This is a genomic window from Paenibacillus sp. FSL R5-192 (genome assembly GCF_000517845.1).
Lineage (GTDB): Bacteria > Bacillota > Bacilli > Paenibacillales > Paenibacillaceae > Paenibacillus > Paenibacillus amylolyticus.
Genome location: NZ_ASPR01000043.1, coordinates 21,344 through 38,149, shown reverse-complemented (window position 1 = coordinate 38,149; position 16,806 = coordinate 21,344). Strand labels below are relative to the sequence as shown.

Sequence of the window (16,806 nt, the reverse complement as noted above, 5' to 3'; positions counted from 1 at the left end):
GGAGACAACATCCATGGAACAGTTCAGATTACCGAAAATCCCTATGCCGCATCTGGAATTGCCGCAAGCTGTGCAGGATATTCTGACTGAGGCAGAGAAGCGCTTGCAACATCGACCGAGATTGCTGGCTCAGTTTCGCAATTGTTTTCCCAATACACTGGAAACGACCACGAAGCTACTGGAGGATGGGACAACCTTTGTGATTACAGGGGATATTCCCGCGATGTGGTTAAGGGATTCGGTAGAGCAGGTCATGCATTATGTTCCGCTTGCGAAGGATGACGAGAAGTTGCAACGTATTATAGGAGGCCTGATCAAACGCCATACGTTCTACGCTGATATGGATATCTATGCCAATGCGTTCAATGAAACGGCGAATGGGTGGCATTGGGATGCCAATGATGAGACGGAGATGTCACCTTGGGTGTGGGAACGGAAGTTTGAACTGGATTCCCTCTGTTTCTCCATGAAGCTGGCTTATACATATTGGCGGGAGACTGAACTTACGGATATATTTGACGAGCGCTTCAAGAAAGTGATGGAGAATATCGTAAACCTGTGGGAGACAGAACAGCATCACGCAGAGCGTTCACCTTACCGGTTCATGCGGCGCAATTGTCCAGCCCATGATACGCTGCGAAATGAAGGATTGGGTATGCCCGTGAATTATACGGGGATGATCTGGTCTGGATTTCGTCCGAGTGATGATGCTTGTGATTTTCATTATAATATTCCGGCGAATATGTTCGCTGCGGTAACCTTGCGCCAGATGGGGGAGATCGCGAAGTGGGTGTTCCGGGATGAACAACTGGTAAGCCGGATGGCTCGTTTGGAAGAAGAAATACGACACGGTATCTCTCTGTACGGTACTTATCGTCATCCAGAGTATGGGCAGATTTATGCCTATGAGACGGACGGTTACGGAAACTTTTGTCTGATGGATGATGCGGGTACGCCTGGACTGATGTCCATTCCGTATATCGAGTATGCTTCGATTGAAGACAGGGTGTATCAGAACACACGGCGATTCATTTTGAGTAAGGAAAATCCGTTTTATTATGAAGGGAAGGTAGCCAAAGGAATAGGTAGCCCCCACACCCCTCCGGGATACATCTGGCACATGGCGTTATCCATGCAGGGCTTAACCGCAAACAATGACGAGGAAATACTGGCGATGATTGAATTGCTGGAAAGTACGGATGCGGGTACCGGATATATGCATGAGGGCTTCCACGCCGATGATCCCAACACGTTCACTAGACCATGGTTTGCCTGGTCCAACAGCCTGTTCTCGCAACTGGTGTATAAGGCAATGAAAAAAGGAATTCTATAAAATGATGAAAGTTCAAAAAAATACTCACTGCTCGCGAAGCAGCCGTTCCGGTTACGAATCGTTCTTTTGATCGCTGTTATCCCCGGATTTCCTGATCGACTTTTGTAAAGTCGAAATCCGGTGATAAGCGTATGCTTCCGATGCAGCTTTCTTTCAGAAAGCTTTTAGGCGAACACTTTGCTTCTTCAGAATCGATTTCGTCCCCTACACTACTTTTACTATCGAGCGCGACTGTTTTTGAACGATATCATTTTTAGAATAGGTGAGTAGGTAAAAAAAACAAGAAAGCCCAAACTGCTGAACTTTGCAGTTGGGCTTTGTTTAATATGAAAAACACAGGCGCTTTGCTATGTGTTTTTCAGTAGATCGGCGATGAACACTTTCTGTCCTGTGCGGGCGCTTTCCAGGGAAGCGAGGACCATGGCCATGCTGAACTGGTTATCGCTGCAATCGGTCTCAGGCAGTCGGCCGGATTCCAGTGCAGCGAACATGTCTTCGAGACAGCCGTGATGACCTGTTTTGTCCATGACAGGCAGTTCCGCTTCAATCCGCTCACTTGGCTGGAAAAAGGATGGTTTTCCATCAGCATTCAGGCTTTGCGCAGTAACTACTTCAGCATAGATGTCATCATGACCATCCCAGATGGCGGTTCCTTTTTCACCGATTACGCGCCAGTTTGCTTCCCATGATGTGGGTACACCTTCTGCGCACCAGGACCCGCGATAGTTGAATACGGACCCGTCGGACATCTCAAATATACATAACGCCATCGCATTGCCCTGATACCAGGAACCTGGAGGATTGAACTCATGGCAGTACACCGATACCGGATTGGCTCCGAGAATATACCGTGCCTGATCAAATGTATGTATCGCCATATCGAGCAGCAGTGGACTATCCATCAGATCACGGAATCCACCGAAGTGTGGCCCGAGGAAAAAGTCGGCTCCTGCGTAACCTACCTGCCCTATAGCTCCGCCGGAAATGAGGTGCTGGTAGGCGCGGATACGCGGATCAAAACGGCGATTCTGCATGACGGCTTGAATGTGTCCTGTGCTGCGAGCGGTTTGCACAATATCTGTGCAGTCGGAGAAGGACTCTGCCAGTGGTTTCTCGCCAAATACGTGACATCCTTCCTTCAAGGCTGTCATGGCAATGCCGTAATGACTCGCCGGAATCGTGACATCGAATACGATATTTGCACCAGTCGTTTGAATGGCTTCGCGGATATCGGTGAACGTGGGGCAGGTGAGGCCATGTCTTGAAGCAAAAGTAAGGGCTGTCTGTTCATACAGATCGACCAGCCCGACGATTTCTGTATCCGGCCTTTGCAAGGCATAATCCGCCCACGTGTTTGCCATGGCACCGCAGCCGGCGATAATTACCCGATAAGGATGAGTCATGTTCTCATCTCCTTCGCATGGATTGTGTTATACAGCTCGCATGGTTTCCTATACCGGATTGGGCACAAAATCGCCGCCGCGGCATTGTTTCAAATATCGCAATGCATGCACCTGTCCGGTCATTTCGAGTTCGTCTTTGTAGACGGGATCATGCCAGCCTTCAATATCAATCGTGCCCTGATAACCGTTCTGGCGCAGAATGGTGATAATGTCTGCCCAGTTGTTATCCCCGAAGCCGGGTGTGCGGTGCCAGACAAATTCACGTGGGCCATGCACACCGTATTCCTTGACAATATCCCAGGCAATCGTGGCATCTTTGCCATGTACGTGGAAGACTTTATGTGCCCATTTGCGCAGCTGTGGAATAGGATCAATCAGGCTGGACATTTGATGGCAAGGCTCCCACTCCAGCCCAACATTTTCATCTGGAACAGCATCAAACATCATCTCCCAGGCCGTCGGGTTATGGGCAATGTTCCAGTCGCCTGTCTGCCAGGTGCCACCCATATCACAGTTTTCAAAAGCAATGCGTACACCCCGGTCTGCTGCCCGACGTGCCAGTTCACCAAATACTTCCTTGAACCGGGGGATGGACTCGTTAATGGGTTGATCGGTCAGACGTCCGGTGAACCCGGAGACGATATCTGCACCGAAGAGCTGTGCATGATCAATCACCCGCTCCCAGCTTGCCAGTGTATCGGCGTTGTCTCCGGCTCCGGTGAGCGGGTTACCAAATACACTCACCGCGGAGATGACGATACCTTGTTCGTCCACGATTTCACGGACACGTTTGGCTGTCTCTGCCAAGTCCAGGTCACCAGTCGTTTGCCAGAAGGTCAGGTTAAATGATTCGAAGCCGTGTTGCATGATCTGCGGGGTAACGCGGACGGCGTCCTGCCCGCCTACAAGGGTACCGATGCGTAATGATTTATTCATGGTTGTAATTCACTCCAATATTGGCTTATAGTACTTCGTGACACTCATTATAGCCGTGGATTAACGGGATGGCTCTAAACAATCTTGTGTATTAATAGTCGGATCTTGTGAAGAGGGGGAAGAAGTCGTGCTGGATCTGAAAGCGCTTCACGAAAATACCCGAATTGACCATAAATCACATCCATTTCAGCTGTTCCAAAATCGGTGTTCAGATATGAAAGCGGAAGAATGCATTTTGTATTTGCATTGGCATGAACATTTTGAGCTGATTATTATGCGCAAGGGCAGTGCGCTGTTTCATATTGATAGCAAACCTTATATGGTTCGAGCAGGTGAGGTCATCATCATTCCTGGAGGTACATTGCATGTTGGATATGCTCTGGATGACGGGGACGTGCATTATGATTCCGTTGTGGTCAACCGTGCACTGTTCCATGATTTCACTCATGATCCTGTGCATGAGCAATATGTCGCGCCGTACTTGGAAGGAAGGGTGAGGTTTCCGGTCAAACCGGCAGAGGAAAACACAGCCTGCACAGGCTATTATTCTTTGTTAAATGAAGCTGTGGAGGAAATGGCGTTACAGCCCCCGGCTTATCAGCTCGTGGTGAAATCCAAGCTGCATGCCTTGTTCACCCTGCTTGCGCGAACCTTTATGCCGCAGCAGCTACCGGATAGATCGGTCGGATCGTATTTTCCAAACCGCGAACGTTTCAAACAGTTGATTGCACAGATTGAAGCGGACCCCACAGGTAAGATGTCTGTTACGGAAGCGGCAAGTCATGTGGGATTAAATGCGTATCACTTCTGCAAAATGTTCAAAAAGCTGACCGGACGTACCTTCGTGGAATACGTGAACGGGTGCAGGATGAGTGAGGCAGAGCAACTGCTGCAAGGCAGTAGTCTGACCATTACGGAGATCGCCGCCAGAGTTGGCTGCGACAATGCGAACTATTTTACGAAGTTATACAAACAGTACAAGGGAGTAACTCCTTCTGGGGGGCGAATGAAGAAGCAAGTCTGAGTCACAAAAGTCCGCTGCTCATCGTCATGTATGCATTAAGCGGAGGGGATTGATGTACATGACAGAGCATCATAATGAGCCAGAATGGGATATTATCATCATTGGAGCAGGCATTGCCGGTTTGACCGCCTCGATTTATCTGGCCCGTGCAGGAAAGACTGTACTGTTGCTCGACAAAGGGGTACAGCTCGGAGGACGCGCTATCTCAAATGAGATTGCGGGAGCACGCGTAAACTTGGGGGCTCATGCTCTCAGTAAAGCAGCGTTACCCATTCTCCATGAGGTAGGCGTCACACCTATCGGATCAGTACCGAAACCGCCAGATACATTGGTGTTTGAAGGAACAAACGGCGGGAATAAGACAATTTCCCTAGCACAGCTCTTGCTCGGATCGTATTTGAAATGGAGAGAGAAGTGCCAGCTTCTTCGGTTCTACAGTTCTCTCCGAAAGGTAGATACATCCGTTTTGCATAACGTTAGTTTGCAGACTTACCTGGAAACCCTGGTATCCAGTCCACGTGTACGTAGTGTCGTATTTGCGCTTGTTCGTTTGAGCACCTATTGCGATGCTCCTGATCAGGTCAGTGCTGGCGCCGTCATTGAACAACTCAAACAGAACCAAGTATTGTATATAGATGGAGGTTGGCAATTCCTCGTTAGTCGGCTCACAGAACAAGCTCAGCAGGCGGGTGTATCCATCCGCACAAGCTCGGTCGTACGAGAAATTGCCGGAAGTTATCCTCAGATGATGGTTTCCTTAAAAGATGGTTCACAGTTGACGACTCGCCACGTCTTATCAACGGCTGGCCCATTGGATACTTTAGCTCTGCTTAATCCTGCTCTTTCACCCATTGAAGCCAAACTGTATCACAAGTTAACTCCTGTTCGAGCCGCATGTCTGGATCTCGTCGTGTCCGGGATGCCTCAACCGAAAACAAAATTTGTTTTAGGCGTAAATCATCCTTGGTACTACTCCAACCATTCCGCCGCGGCCTCCTTATCAGAGAACCCTGTACATGAAGTTGTGCATGTGATGAAGTATTTGTCGGAATCATCAAAATCGGATCCAAGGCAGGATGAAGACGAACTAAAGGGCTTTCTCGATTTGATTCAGCCGGGGTGGCGCGAGCATATCATTAAGCAACGGTTTCTTCCACGAATGCTTGTCTCACATGGCAGTGTCACAGCTGAGAACGGAGGTCTCTCGGGTAGACCTGGATCTGAGATCACAGGAAGACCGGGGCTCTATGTTGCTGGCGATTGGGTAGGGGATGAAGGGATGCTGATTAATGCCTCTCTGGCGAGCGCAAAACGGGCTGCTCAAATGATAATAGAAGGTAGAGGAATAGATAAGGAAGGAATACATTATGGAGATTGAATTGGTATACAGGACATATAGACCCCTTCTTCTTTCTATCGCATATCGTATGCTGGGATCTGTCATTCATGCTGAGGATGTGGTTCAGGACGCATTTGTAACAGTACAGCAGCAGGGTATTCATAAAGAGAGTAGCTCTGTTCGGAACCTGAAAGCATACTTATGCAAAATGGTAACTAACCGTTGTCTCGATTACTTGAAATCAACACGTAAAAAAAGGGAACTATACGTCGGGACATGGCTACCGGAACCTCTGGTGCAAAATTATAAGGCTGCTCGAGAATCAGTATCAGCCGTGGAACATGATCCACTTCAAACGATTGAACTGGAAGATACGATTTCGTACGCCTTCCTGGTCATGCTTGATCGGCTAACCCCAATTGAGCGCGCGGTATTTATTCTGCGAGAAGCTTTTGAATTTGATTATGGCGATATAGCAGACTTCTTGAACAAGACGGAGGTCGGCTGCCGGAAAATATACAGTCGTCTTAAACGTAAAATCCAGGACGAGCCGGAAGTCGAGTTGACTCCCAGCGTTCAGTCCGAGCAGCTTGCGCTTCGTTTCCTCCAAGCCACGTCGAGTGGAGACATGGGAGGACTATTAAAAATGCTTTCCCACGATGTCGCCTTGTACAGTGATGGTGGTGGTAAAGTTGTGGCAGCAATTAAACCCGTTACATCAAGCCAGCGGGTGCTGGCGTTCATTCAAGGGCTCTTATCCAAAGGGGACAGCGCTGGTATTGTACGTCTGGTCAAGGTCAATGGACAACTAGGATTTGTATTAAGCAGCCCCTCTGAGGCATTCCCGACTGTGGTCAGCCTAGCTTTTAGAAACGATTGTGTTGAGCGGATCTATATCTTGCGTAACCCGGATAAGCTGCAACATCTGAATTTAGGTTAAAGTGAAGTGAATTTGGATACTCATTTCATAAATCTGGAGAACAGACGATTGGCTTTCTTGGCGAGGTCGTCCATTTTGACGTTGGCATGATCGAACTGATTGTATCCCCATTTGATCGTTTGCAGCATGCGTGGGGATATGGGCGTTCCTTTGATCCGTGGATAGATGTTGTGATAGGCCCAGACAAGATGCTCCCAGCGATTGTCATTGCCGTCCTGAATATACTCGGATACGTCAATCACTTTCCCGCGTCCGTTCTGGAGAATTACATTTTTCAGATGAATGTCGCGAGGGTTCAACCCGCGGCTGCGAACGGCTTCTCGAGCTGCGTCCACATCGAGCATCACCTGCTCGGGGACAGCGATTCCTTTTTCCAAACATTCCAGCAAGGTATCCCCGGGTTCAAAACTGATCACGAGTACATTCCGGCCGCTGCCGTAATAGGTAGGGAAGTATGGCAGGCCTTTGAGCTGCTCGTATACCTGTTTTTCATTTTCGAGTTTGTCCAAGGCATGATCCGAGTACATCTTGAAGGCATACTGCGGCAAGCCGTCATACGTAAATACAGCCGCATCCGTACCTGTGCCAATGCAATTCAATCCTTCTACATCGCCGATGATGTTCACGAGCTCATTCCGGTCGCTTCCGATGACTTGGATCTGTTGTAATGCTTCTTCCGCCTGGAACCAATCCGGTCGATTCATGGGTGGTGCCTCCTTTTAGGATATGCCTGTACAATTTTTTTTCATATAATCATTTTCTAACGAACTGAGTAAGTCTTATTTCACGTAAATTGGCAGATCTGAAAATGTAACGAATCAGAGACAAGCTATTGGCTCATTTGCTCGCAGTAAACACGTTCTCCAACCGAAATAAGACTAATTAGCTTGTCTGGGGTTCGTTAGATTCCGTAAAACCTCGTGATCCACGTGATAAGGTGTGTGAGATTCGTTAGCGCCGGGCCTGCACTGGCCCCGCACTAGCCCCGGGCTAGACCCGTACTAGCCTCCCGGTTCCAGATTCGCTGCCCTCTATAGAGTATATTATGCGTTCTGCTCCGCAATTTCATCTTTTGGTGATGTTACTATATAAACGATACGGATCGAATCGGAAACGGTTGCGTCAGAAGAAAATAACGGAAGCACGCTTGCGGCAAGGTTGCCCGGGCTTTATACTGTGAGCATTAAGGGATCTCATGCAGATCCGGCATACAGAAAGGCAGATTACTTATGGCACAATACCCGCAGTGGTCTTATTCGCAGTCGCGGGCGAGTATGTTCGATGAGTGCCTGCGCAAATATTATTATCATTATTACGGTGCCCATAACGGTTGGAAGACAGACGCTGCTGATGAGATGCAAGTTCGTCTGTACCGTCTGAAGCAGCTCAGCAATCTGTATCTTGTCTTCGGGGATCTCGCACATCGGATGTGTGAGTCGGCGGTACGCAGCAGGGAAGAGGGTAAAGATAAACCGCGTGAACACTTCCTGGAACAGACGATACGCAAGCTGCTGAATCAGGCGTATGTGGAATCTATGGACGCGGATCAGTGGCGGTTGAACCCCAAGAATCGCACGATGCTGTCCGAGATCTATTACGGGGATGACACGTTGAATGACCGGATCGCCACGATTAAGGAACGGGCTTCGGCCTGTGTCAGTAACCTGTACCAGACGCTTACGTGGGAGGACTTGTCCCGTGCGAGTACGGATATTCTGGAGATCGAGAAATGGGATACCATGATGCTGCACGATACACGTGTGTATGTGAAGATGGATTTATTGTATCGACGCAGTAACGGCAATATTGTTATTGTGGACTGGAAGACGGGCAAAGAAGATGACTTCTCGGATCAGCTAATGCTGTACGCGTCCTATGTGAGAGAACACTACCGAATCCCTTTGGAGCAGATTGAGCTGCGAGTGGAGTACCTGTTAACCAGAAAACACCGGGAGTTTACAGCGACAGAAGAGGATATCCGGAAGGTGGAGGAGAACGTAGGTCGTTACATTGAGGAGATGCGATCCTGCGTGGAGGATGAGTATTACAACCGTCCCAAGGACGTCACCTACTTCATAGCGATGCCATCGCACCGGTCCTGCCGGGATTGCAACTTCCGCGAAGTGTGCAGTGAGCGAGCAGTCTGAAGCGCCAAAACCGGAACAACCTAAAGGCCTTATACCAACTAACAAGCTATTTCTTATGTGAAAAAAATCAAGAAGCGCAAGCCGGGAACATCATCTGCCCGACTTGCGCTTCTATTGCGTCCCACAGGCCTGGCGACAAGGCGCCGGGTGGAACGATCATATCAAGATTACTGGACAGCGGCGGTATTCTCCAGCGCCTGACCCGCAGGAACATAGGCATGCCCGAGATCCCGGGCAACCGCCTCATACGTGATGTGTCCATTCAGCGCGTTGACCGCGCTGCGAATGGACGAACTGCCACGAATCGCGGCGGCTGCACCGTGGTTGGCCAGCTGCAGCGCATAAGGCATGGTGGCGTTGGTTAGCGCCACCGTGGACGTACGCGGCACGGCGCCTGGCATGTTCGCCACCGCGTAATGCACGACACCATGTTTCACATAGGTCGGTTCATCGTGGGTTGTGATATGATCAATGGTCTCAACAATACCGCCCTGATCAATCGCCACATCCACAATGACCGAACCCGGTGCCATCGTCTTCACCACTTGCTCGCTGACAAGTGTTGGCGCCTTGGCGCCCGGAATCAGCACCGCACAGATCAACAGATCTGCCGCGGCAACAGCTGTTGCGATGTTGGACGGGCTGGATACTAGCGTGTGGATCTGATTGCCAAAGATATCATCCAACTGGCGCAGACGATTCAGATTCAGGTCAAGGATGGTCACATCGGCGCCAAGACCAATAGCTATTTTGGCTGCATTTGTTCCCACCGTTCCACCACCAATAATGACCACTTTCCCCCGACTGACGCCTGGTACGCCGGACAACAGAATACCCTTGCCACCTTCCGTTTTCTCCAGTAGTTGTGCTCCGATCTGGGAGGCCATGCGGCCTGCAACTTCACTCATAGGGGTTAACAGGGGGAGAGCACTGTTGACCTCCAACGTCTCATACGCAATAGCCGTTACCCGACTTTTAATAAGGGCTTTGGCAAGCTCCGGTTCCGCTGCGAGGTGCAGGTATGTGAACAGAATCAGTCCCGGACGAAAATATCCATATTCACTGGCAAGCGGTTCTTTCACCTTGATGATCATATCGGCTTCGGTCCACACTGACTTGGCATCCATCCGAATCTCGGCGCCCGCAGCTTGATATTCATGATCCGTGAATCCACTGCCGATCCCCGCGCCTTGTTCAATCAGTACCTGGTGACCGGCTCTGATGAAATCAGCAGCCCCGGCCGGAGTCATTGCTACACGATTCTCATTGTTCTTGATTTCTTTGGGAATTCCGATTCTCATCACCATGCACCTCGTCCATTTATTGGTTGTTAGCTTATACTACAAGTTTATGACTTGAATAATCGTTTTGCACCTTACTTGATGTCTAATTTTTAGGAATCGAACTCAACATATTGTCGAAAAAGACTGTTCAGGACATTTGTCCATGGATTATAATGTAAGAAAAAATAACACGAAGAGGGATCGCCATTGCGAAATGACCGTGTGTTTACGATCAAAGATATCCTTGCACGTCCGGTATTTGGCCGAGCACGACTAGCGGCAGGGAAGGATGGAGTGAACCGTCAGGTTGGCTGGGTTCATGTATTGGAGATTACCAATGTATCTCCATTCGTAAGCCCCCATGATCTTATTTTATCCACTGGACTGTGGCTTCAATCGGAAGAAGGGCGCGAAGAGTATCTGCTTCAGCTCATTGGCAGTGAGGCAGCCGGGCTGTGTGTGGAGTTTGGTACCAGCATATACGGAATCCCGGAAGAACTGATTGAACTGGCGGACAGACACCAGTTTCCGCTGATCGTATTTGAGCAACCGGTCCGTTTTGTCGAGATTACACAGGATATTCACTCACTGCTCATTAATCATCAGCACCAACTGTTGAAAAGTCTGGAAGCCTACTCCCGCCAGCTTCAGCAGCGTACATTACAGAGTACGGACATGTCTGCTGTGCTGAACCTGTTGCATGAATACGCTGCAAAACCGGTGGTGTACATCTCGTCTATGGAGCCGGGTAGCTTTGTGCCCGAACTTGCTCCGGAGATGGAGCAAGCAATCTATACCTGGTATGAACAGGAGGTAGAACATCTGGATCTGAATGATTCGGATACTGAATTATGGTTCCACATCGACGAAGAGAAGGCTCTGTTGTGTCATCCGGTCGTCTGTTTTGGCCAGGTATTTTCGGCTGTAGGCATGATTGTGCATCCCGCAGCTCCAGTCGAATATCTCAAGCTGTTGCTCGACTATTCAGCGAAGGCAGCGGCAGCGCTCACGCTTCGCTCCCAGTTTCTTGAAGAGAAGATGGTCCGCAATCAGAACGAGCTGATCCAGGATCTGATGAATGGCAACATCCATCAGGAGGAGCAGGCCCAGACCCGAATGGGACTTCGTTTGCTGGTGAAGGGACAGTACTGGTTTGCGGGAGGGGTCATCGAGATTGAGCATCGATTGAAGGGTACGGGCCGGGAGAGGATGGAAGCGAATCATCAGGATGTGCTTGTCCTGCTTCGTTCCCTGCTCAAGAAGAACAATCTGCCTAGCCTGATTATGCTGAAGAACAACCAGGTATATCTGTGCTGTGCGAAGGAAGCGGTAACGGCCGCTGCACGTCATCAACTGCTGCGATTGCTGGAAGGAATCGCCCTGGATGTGAAGCGGTTTGCCAGCCGCAACTTGAACCAGGTTATGATTCATGTAGGATTTGGCAAGTTTCGCAGCCGTTTGACCAGTCTGCCGGAGAGCCTTCAGGAGGCCTATCAGGTGATCGAAGTTTCGAGATCGGTAGATTCGATGGAACATGTTCACTTTTACGAACGTATGGGTATATATCAAATGTTAAAGGCATTACCCCAATCCTTCCTGCAACCCTTTGTCCAGGATCACCTGGGTATGTTGATTGAACATGACCAAACGCATCACCTGCGATTGGTAGAGACGTTGGATGCTTACCTGCAGAACTTTGGTTCCAAACGGGATGCAGCTGCCCAGTTATTTATTCATCGGCAAACGTTGTACAACAGACTGGAGAAGCTGGAAGAACTGATGGGTCCAGGTTACATGGATCAAGGGAGAAGAATCTGTCTGGAGATGGCGCTGCTCGCGCACGCGATGATTGAGAATGGGCAGTGGCAATCCTCTTGATGAGGTGAAAGGGATGCAACACAGACTGTGCACCCATCTTACACTACCTTGAGCACAGTCTAGCAGTTTCTACTAATCCGCCGGGTATGTTGTAATGAAGCAGGCAGGCGTTGCAGAGTGGAAGTGGAGCGTCGGCCCCGATAAAGCTTCACTTGACCGGAGGATGGTGCCAGTGATAAGGAAGAAGGTGCAGCCAGCCGATACGGGGGGGATGACCGGTCAGGGAGTCCTTCCGGTTCTGCGACGTTGTCCTCCATTGAAATGCCACTTTGGTGCAGCCATTCATTAAGTCGTTTGGGATTGATTCCGAGTTGTCCGCTCAGATTACAGATATCGAGGTTTATTCTCACACAAATCCGCCTTTCCTGGAATATCGGGCTGGTAGTAGGGTATGAAAGGGAAGCATGAATTCGAGATCAGTAAATGCTCATGTAACATGTTGATTGCAGTTTGATCGGCGGAATGATCCATTATGATAAGAAATAATGCGGAGGCGTTTATGTATACCTTGTTATACGTTTCCATGTCCGCTGTTTTGAATATTTCCATTAAATTGGCTTTTAACAAGATTCTATCACTTCACATGCAATTGCGCGTCTCAATATAGTCTCAATTTTGTGAGAGAAAAAAGTATATTAAAAGTACCAGTATCTAGTACGGAGGACATATATGGGAAACAGTAGTGAGGCTCAATACGACAAATATCTTGAGGATGGCAAACGTTTCATTGGTCGAACCAAGGAACTGACGACACTGGAGCGGTGGTTCAATCATCCGGAAGCCCCATTAACCATATTTTCAATTACGGGTATGGGAGGCATTGGTAAATCTTCCTTGCTTTCAGAGATGTTATCTGTCTCTCGGGATCGAGGTGCGACGGCAATATGGATGGATGGTCGATCATGTGGGGCAACTCCTTCCGTTTTTATGGATTATTTGTCCTCTACATTAGGCTTGGAAACAATGGATAGTGAAGGATACCCGCGACCATTGAGTCTGCTGAGAGACACATCGATCGAGAAGAGATTGGTTCTGGCCGTGGATAATTATGAAGAGCTTGCTCTGTTAGAAAGCTGGTTCATGGAAGTCTTTGTATCCAAACTTCCGTTAAGAGGGATACTTGTCATTCTTGCATCACGCCCGGAACTGGCGTCCACCTGGCGGACACATCCCCGATTACATCAGAGATTTATACAGATGCGGCTTCAACATTTTACAGTTGATGAGATTACGGAATACATCACGGTGGCAGGCTTTCTGAATCAGGGGATGGCGGGTACCATTACGCGAATGACCGATGGACATCCGCTGGGGCTGGCCCTTGCTGTAGAAGCTGCGGATCAGAGGAGGAATCTTCCACAGTCCGAATGGGCTGAACTGTCACATATGATCAGTGCACGATTGTTATTGGAACTGACGAATTCCCGTCTACATCCCATGGTGGAGGTACTGACACTGATTGAGACAGCCAATCAGGAATTGTTATCATCTGTCCTGGACATGACTGTGACGCAAGAAGACTACCACATGCTGAGACAGATGTCGTTTATCCGTTCCGGTCCGGATGGTCTTGGACTGCATGACATGGCCAGGGTACATCTGCTACGGGATTTTCGACAGCGTGAGCCACATCGGTTGCAGACATTGCGTATCAAGATTGCGAAGCTGCTGAAACCGCTACATGAACACGCAGGGGCTCATGAGCGTCGTCAAATCGCCCGAAAGATGCTGCTGCTCTGTCAGGAATCGATGCTTCAATACCGCAAGTACGCAGACGTGTCTCGTGATTCCCTGTTCTCCCCTCTTGAGACGATGAGAAAAGAGGATCTGCCCGCTCTGCACAGCTTGTTACAGCAATGGTGCGAGTACAGCGTGGAACCATGGCAGGCTGTGTCCTATGGCCCGTTCCTGGATGAGCTGGCGCACCGTTATCCCGAAGGGATCGTATTGATGCGTGACCAGCTTGGAGAGTCAATCGCCATGTTCATTACAGTGCTAGTACATAGGGAAAGTAGCGGGCTGCTACTGAAGTATTTTCCAAATGAGATGAATGAATGCTTCACACCACAGGAGCTTGGCAATGATCCGGATCAGAGTGATACTCACTTTGCTTTGCTGGCTGCGGCAAGAGATGACGTGCCTGGTTACACACGAGAAGAACTGGTGGGGTATATGGCACTGGACCGACTGTCTCTACTGGGTGATGGTGCGCGAGCGATACTCGTTGCAACGAATCCTCACCTGAAACTATTTTTGCAAAGTATTGGATTCCAGATGCGAAGAACCCGCACTCGTGTCTGTGACAGATTCGAGGACCAGGCGGACATACTTGATTTGGATTTGCGTAGCGGGCATTTCGGAGAGTGGGTCATGTCTCTGCTTGATCCGAAATCAACAGAAGATCGTATACAGCCGGAAACAACAGAAGTGGATGGTGTCATCTGGACTGAACAGGATGTTCGCAAGATGTTGGGGGATCTTCGTTCCCCGGGAGAATTGCATGAATATGCTGACAGGGTTAGAGGAGTAAAGGATGGAATCCAGTTACAGCTGTATGTCATGGATCTGTTGGAAGGCAGAGTACATGGCCTATCTCCACAGGATCAGATGCTGTTATGCGCGGCCTACTGGACGCATGCTGGCAATCCAACTGCCGCAGCCCAGACGTGTTCCATGAGTCGGGCGACATTTTATCGCCATCTCAGAACAGCGCTGACTCGCTTGGCGCGGATTTTGTAGGGTTCTATTCGTTCGTCATACCGATAATGAGGACAAGAAGAGGCTGGTCATAGACCAAGCCTCTTCATGCGGTTATAGAGCGTTGCCCTGGAGATGCCAAGTTGCTTGGCGAGTGTTCGTTTGTTGCCATCTGCTGCTTTCAGATATTGAATTAGAAGCTGCGCCTCATAGGTGTCCAATTTTTGCTGGTAGGTAACACCTGAGACAAGTTCGGAATCATTCGAGGTATCTGTTTCGTCCATATTTGCAACTGTTCGAGGTTCTTGTTCTGCTCCCGCCGAATCCTGACGTTGTTGATTTTCGTTGTTGGCGTGTGAATGGATTCCGGATGTCAGTTGAATTTCGGACTGTTCTTGTATGGTGAGGGAAGTGAGGGGATCGGGCAGATATTCCTGCTTCACCTCACCATCTGTCGTCAGAATGGTCAGGCGTTCGATCACATTTCGTAATTCACGTACGTTGCCTGGCCAATCATATTGGAACAGCAACTTGAACACTTCAGGTGGAACCAACTCAATATGACGGTTATAGAGCAATGAGAATTCTTGAAGGAACGTCTGGGTTAATTCATATATATCTTCCTTGCGCATACGCAGAGGAGGGATGACTAGGTTAATGACATTCAGCCGATAGTAGAGATCTTCTCGGAATTGATTACGGGCAATCATACTCATTAGATTCTGGTTGGTTGCTGCGATAATCCGGCAGTCGGCCTGTTTCATACGCGTTCCGCCCACAGGAAAGTAACTCTTCTCCTGCAACACCCGAAGCAGTTTCACTTGCAATTCCAATGGCATCTCACCGATCTCATCCAGAAAAAGAGTACCCCCTTCGGCAAGCTCAATCTTGCCCTTTTTGCCTTTGGGATCTGCTCCGGAGAAGGCGCCTTTTTCGTAGCCGAATAACTCACTTTCAAACAAGGAAGCAGGGATTGCCCCACAGTTAATAGCGATGAACGGTGCAGTCTGCAATTCACGAAGATCATGAATGGCTTTGGCGAATAACTCCTTGCCTGTGCCGCTCTCCCCGAGAATAAGTACGGTTGCTGAGGTGGTACTGATCTTGCGAATGGTCTCCATGCACTGCTTGATGACCGGGCTGCTGCCCTTGATTCTGGCAAATGGATCTAATTCGGGACGTAGCCGAGCAACGGCTTTCTCCAGGTGCTGGACTTTGGAGGTCATATGTAATAGTTCCTGATGTAATCGGATTTCGGTTGTTATATCCACTTCGGCAGCAACTGCACCCACAATATGTCCATCCAGTTGGACAGGACGAGCATTAATCAGGGCGAAGAGGTCGGGCCGTGGCTGATGTTGTTTGCGATAGACCGTTTCACCGGTATACAACGTTTTGAGAGACTGTAGCCGATCTGGAGGGAAAAAGTCCGCTGCGGGTTGTCCAATGATGTCTTTTTTGCTGATCGAAAAAACATGCTCCGCGCCAGTTGTCCAGTAGGCCACCTTGGCATCTTCATTAATTAATGTCAGAGCTGAACCCGCTGTCTCCAGTGTGGTCTCAAAATAAGCTTCTATTAGGCGATGCGCATGCATCATGGCATGCAAAACATCGGATACGGCGATATATCCCAATAGGGGGCCATCATCCTGAATGAATAGAAAAGAAGATGTGTCGAATAAGCAGAAGGCATCTACCAACGATGTTGAGGACGGAATGGTAAGTGTGGAGAGGTCTGTATCCAGAATATCCATATCCGTACGCAATAAAGACATTAATTCTGGAAGTAAATGTTTCATCGATATCACCTCAGTTTGGGCATAACT

13 protein-coding genes are annotated in these 16,806 nt (G+C 49.1%); 7 read left to right on the top strand and 6 right to left on the bottom strand.

The window, feature by feature from the left end; all coding sequences use genetic code 11:
• Positions 1–13: 13 nt before the first annotated feature.
• A complete protein-coding gene (locus C161_RS20450) occupies positions 14–1,333 on the top strand; it encodes a glycoside hydrolase family 125 protein (protein WP_036672413.1) in 1,320 nt (439 codons plus the stop codon).
• Positions 1,334–1,680: 347 nt separating this feature from the next.
• On the opposite strand, the gene C161_RS20445 is transcribed toward C161_RS20450, so the two are convergent.
• Both C161_RS20445 and C161_RS20440 read right to left on the bottom strand, forming a co-directional pair.
• On the bottom strand, positions 1,681–2,736 hold the full coding sequence (locus C161_RS20445; RefSeq protein WP_036672410.1) for a Gfo/Idh/MocA family protein: 1,056 nt from the start codon (positions 2,734–2,736) through the stop codon (positions 1,681–1,683).
• Positions 2,737–2,784: 48 nt separating this feature from the next.
• Positions 2,785–3,672 carry a sugar phosphate isomerase/epimerase family protein gene (locus C161_RS20440; RefSeq protein ID WP_036672408.1) on the bottom strand — a complete coding sequence of 296 codons (888 nt, stop codon included), beginning with the start codon at positions 3,670–3,672 and terminating at the stop codon, positions 2,785–2,787.
• A gap of 127 nt (positions 3,673–3,799) precedes the next feature.
• Between C161_RS20440 and C161_RS20435 the strand changes: the two genes are divergently transcribed.
• Genes C161_RS20435 through sigJ form a run of 3 tightly spaced genes read left to right on the top strand, consistent with a single transcriptional unit; the run spans position 3,800 to position 6,975 of the window.
• On the top strand, positions 3,800–4,696 hold the full coding sequence (locus C161_RS20435) for a helix-turn-helix transcriptional regulator (RefSeq protein ID WP_036672406.1): 897 nt from the start codon (positions 3,800–3,802) through the stop codon (positions 4,694–4,696).
• 58 nt (positions 4,697–4,754) lie between these two features.
• Positions 4,755–6,074, top strand: coding sequence for a phytoene desaturase family protein (locus C161_RS20430; protein WP_036672676.1), 1,320 nt, complete (start codon positions 4,755–4,757; stop codon positions 6,072–6,074).
• On the top strand, positions 6,064–6,975 hold the full coding sequence (sigJ, locus tag C161_RS20425) for an RNA polymerase sigma factor SigJ (protein WP_036672403.1): 912 nt from the start codon (positions 6,064–6,066) through the stop codon (positions 6,973–6,975). Before C161_RS20430 ends, sigJ begins: the two co-directional genes overlap by 11 nt.
• Before the next feature lie 20 nt (positions 6,976–6,995).
• On the opposite strand, the gene C161_RS20420 is transcribed toward sigJ, so the two are convergent.
• Complete coding sequence (locus C161_RS20420) at positions 6,996–7,679, bottom strand: serine/threonine protein kinase (RefSeq protein ID WP_036672400.1); 684 nt, start codon at positions 7,677–7,679, stop codon at positions 6,996–6,998.
• 525 nt (positions 7,680–8,204) lie between these two features.
• Here C161_RS20420 and C161_RS20415 point away from each other — a divergent pair.
• Positions 8,205–9,122, top strand: coding sequence for a PD-(D/E)XK nuclease family protein (locus C161_RS20415; protein WP_036672398.1), 918 nt, complete (start codon positions 8,205–8,207; stop codon positions 9,120–9,122).
• A 167-nt stretch (positions 9,123–9,289) separates the two neighbouring features.
• On the opposite strand, the gene ald is transcribed toward C161_RS20415, so the two are convergent.
• On the bottom strand, positions 9,290–10,423 hold the full coding sequence (gene ald, locus C161_RS20410; protein ID WP_036672396.1) for an alanine dehydrogenase: 1,134 nt from the start codon (positions 10,421–10,423) through the stop codon (positions 9,290–9,292).
• Between the two features lie 189 nt (positions 10,424–10,612).
• Between ald and C161_RS20405 the strand changes: the two genes are divergently transcribed.
• Positions 10,613–12,283 (top strand): PucR family transcriptional regulator, encoded by a 1,671-nt coding sequence (locus tag C161_RS20405; RefSeq protein WP_036672394.1) that lies wholly within the window; start codon positions 10,613–10,615, stop codon positions 12,281–12,283.
• Between the two features lie 59 nt (positions 12,284–12,342).
• Here C161_RS20405 and C161_RS32425 read toward each other — a convergent pair whose 3' ends face one another.
• Positions 12,343–12,633, bottom strand: a complete 291-nt coding sequence (locus tag C161_RS32425; protein ID WP_152683010.1) for a hypothetical protein — start codon at positions 12,631–12,633, stop codon at positions 12,343–12,345.
• Between the two features lie 319 nt (positions 12,634–12,952).
• On the opposite strand from C161_RS32425, the gene C161_RS20400 reads away from it, so the two are divergent.
• Positions 12,953–15,022, top strand: coding sequence for an nSTAND1 domain-containing NTPase (locus C161_RS20400; RefSeq protein WP_036672392.1), 2,070 nt, complete (start codon positions 12,953–12,955; stop codon positions 15,020–15,022).
• 47 nt (positions 15,023–15,069) lie between these two features.
• Here C161_RS20400 and C161_RS20395 read toward each other — a convergent pair whose 3' ends face one another.
• Positions 15,070–16,779, bottom strand: coding sequence for a sigma-54 interaction domain-containing protein (locus C161_RS20395; RefSeq protein WP_036672390.1), 1,710 nt, complete (start codon positions 16,777–16,779; stop codon positions 15,070–15,072).
• Between the last annotated feature and the right edge of the window lie 27 nt (positions 16,780–16,806).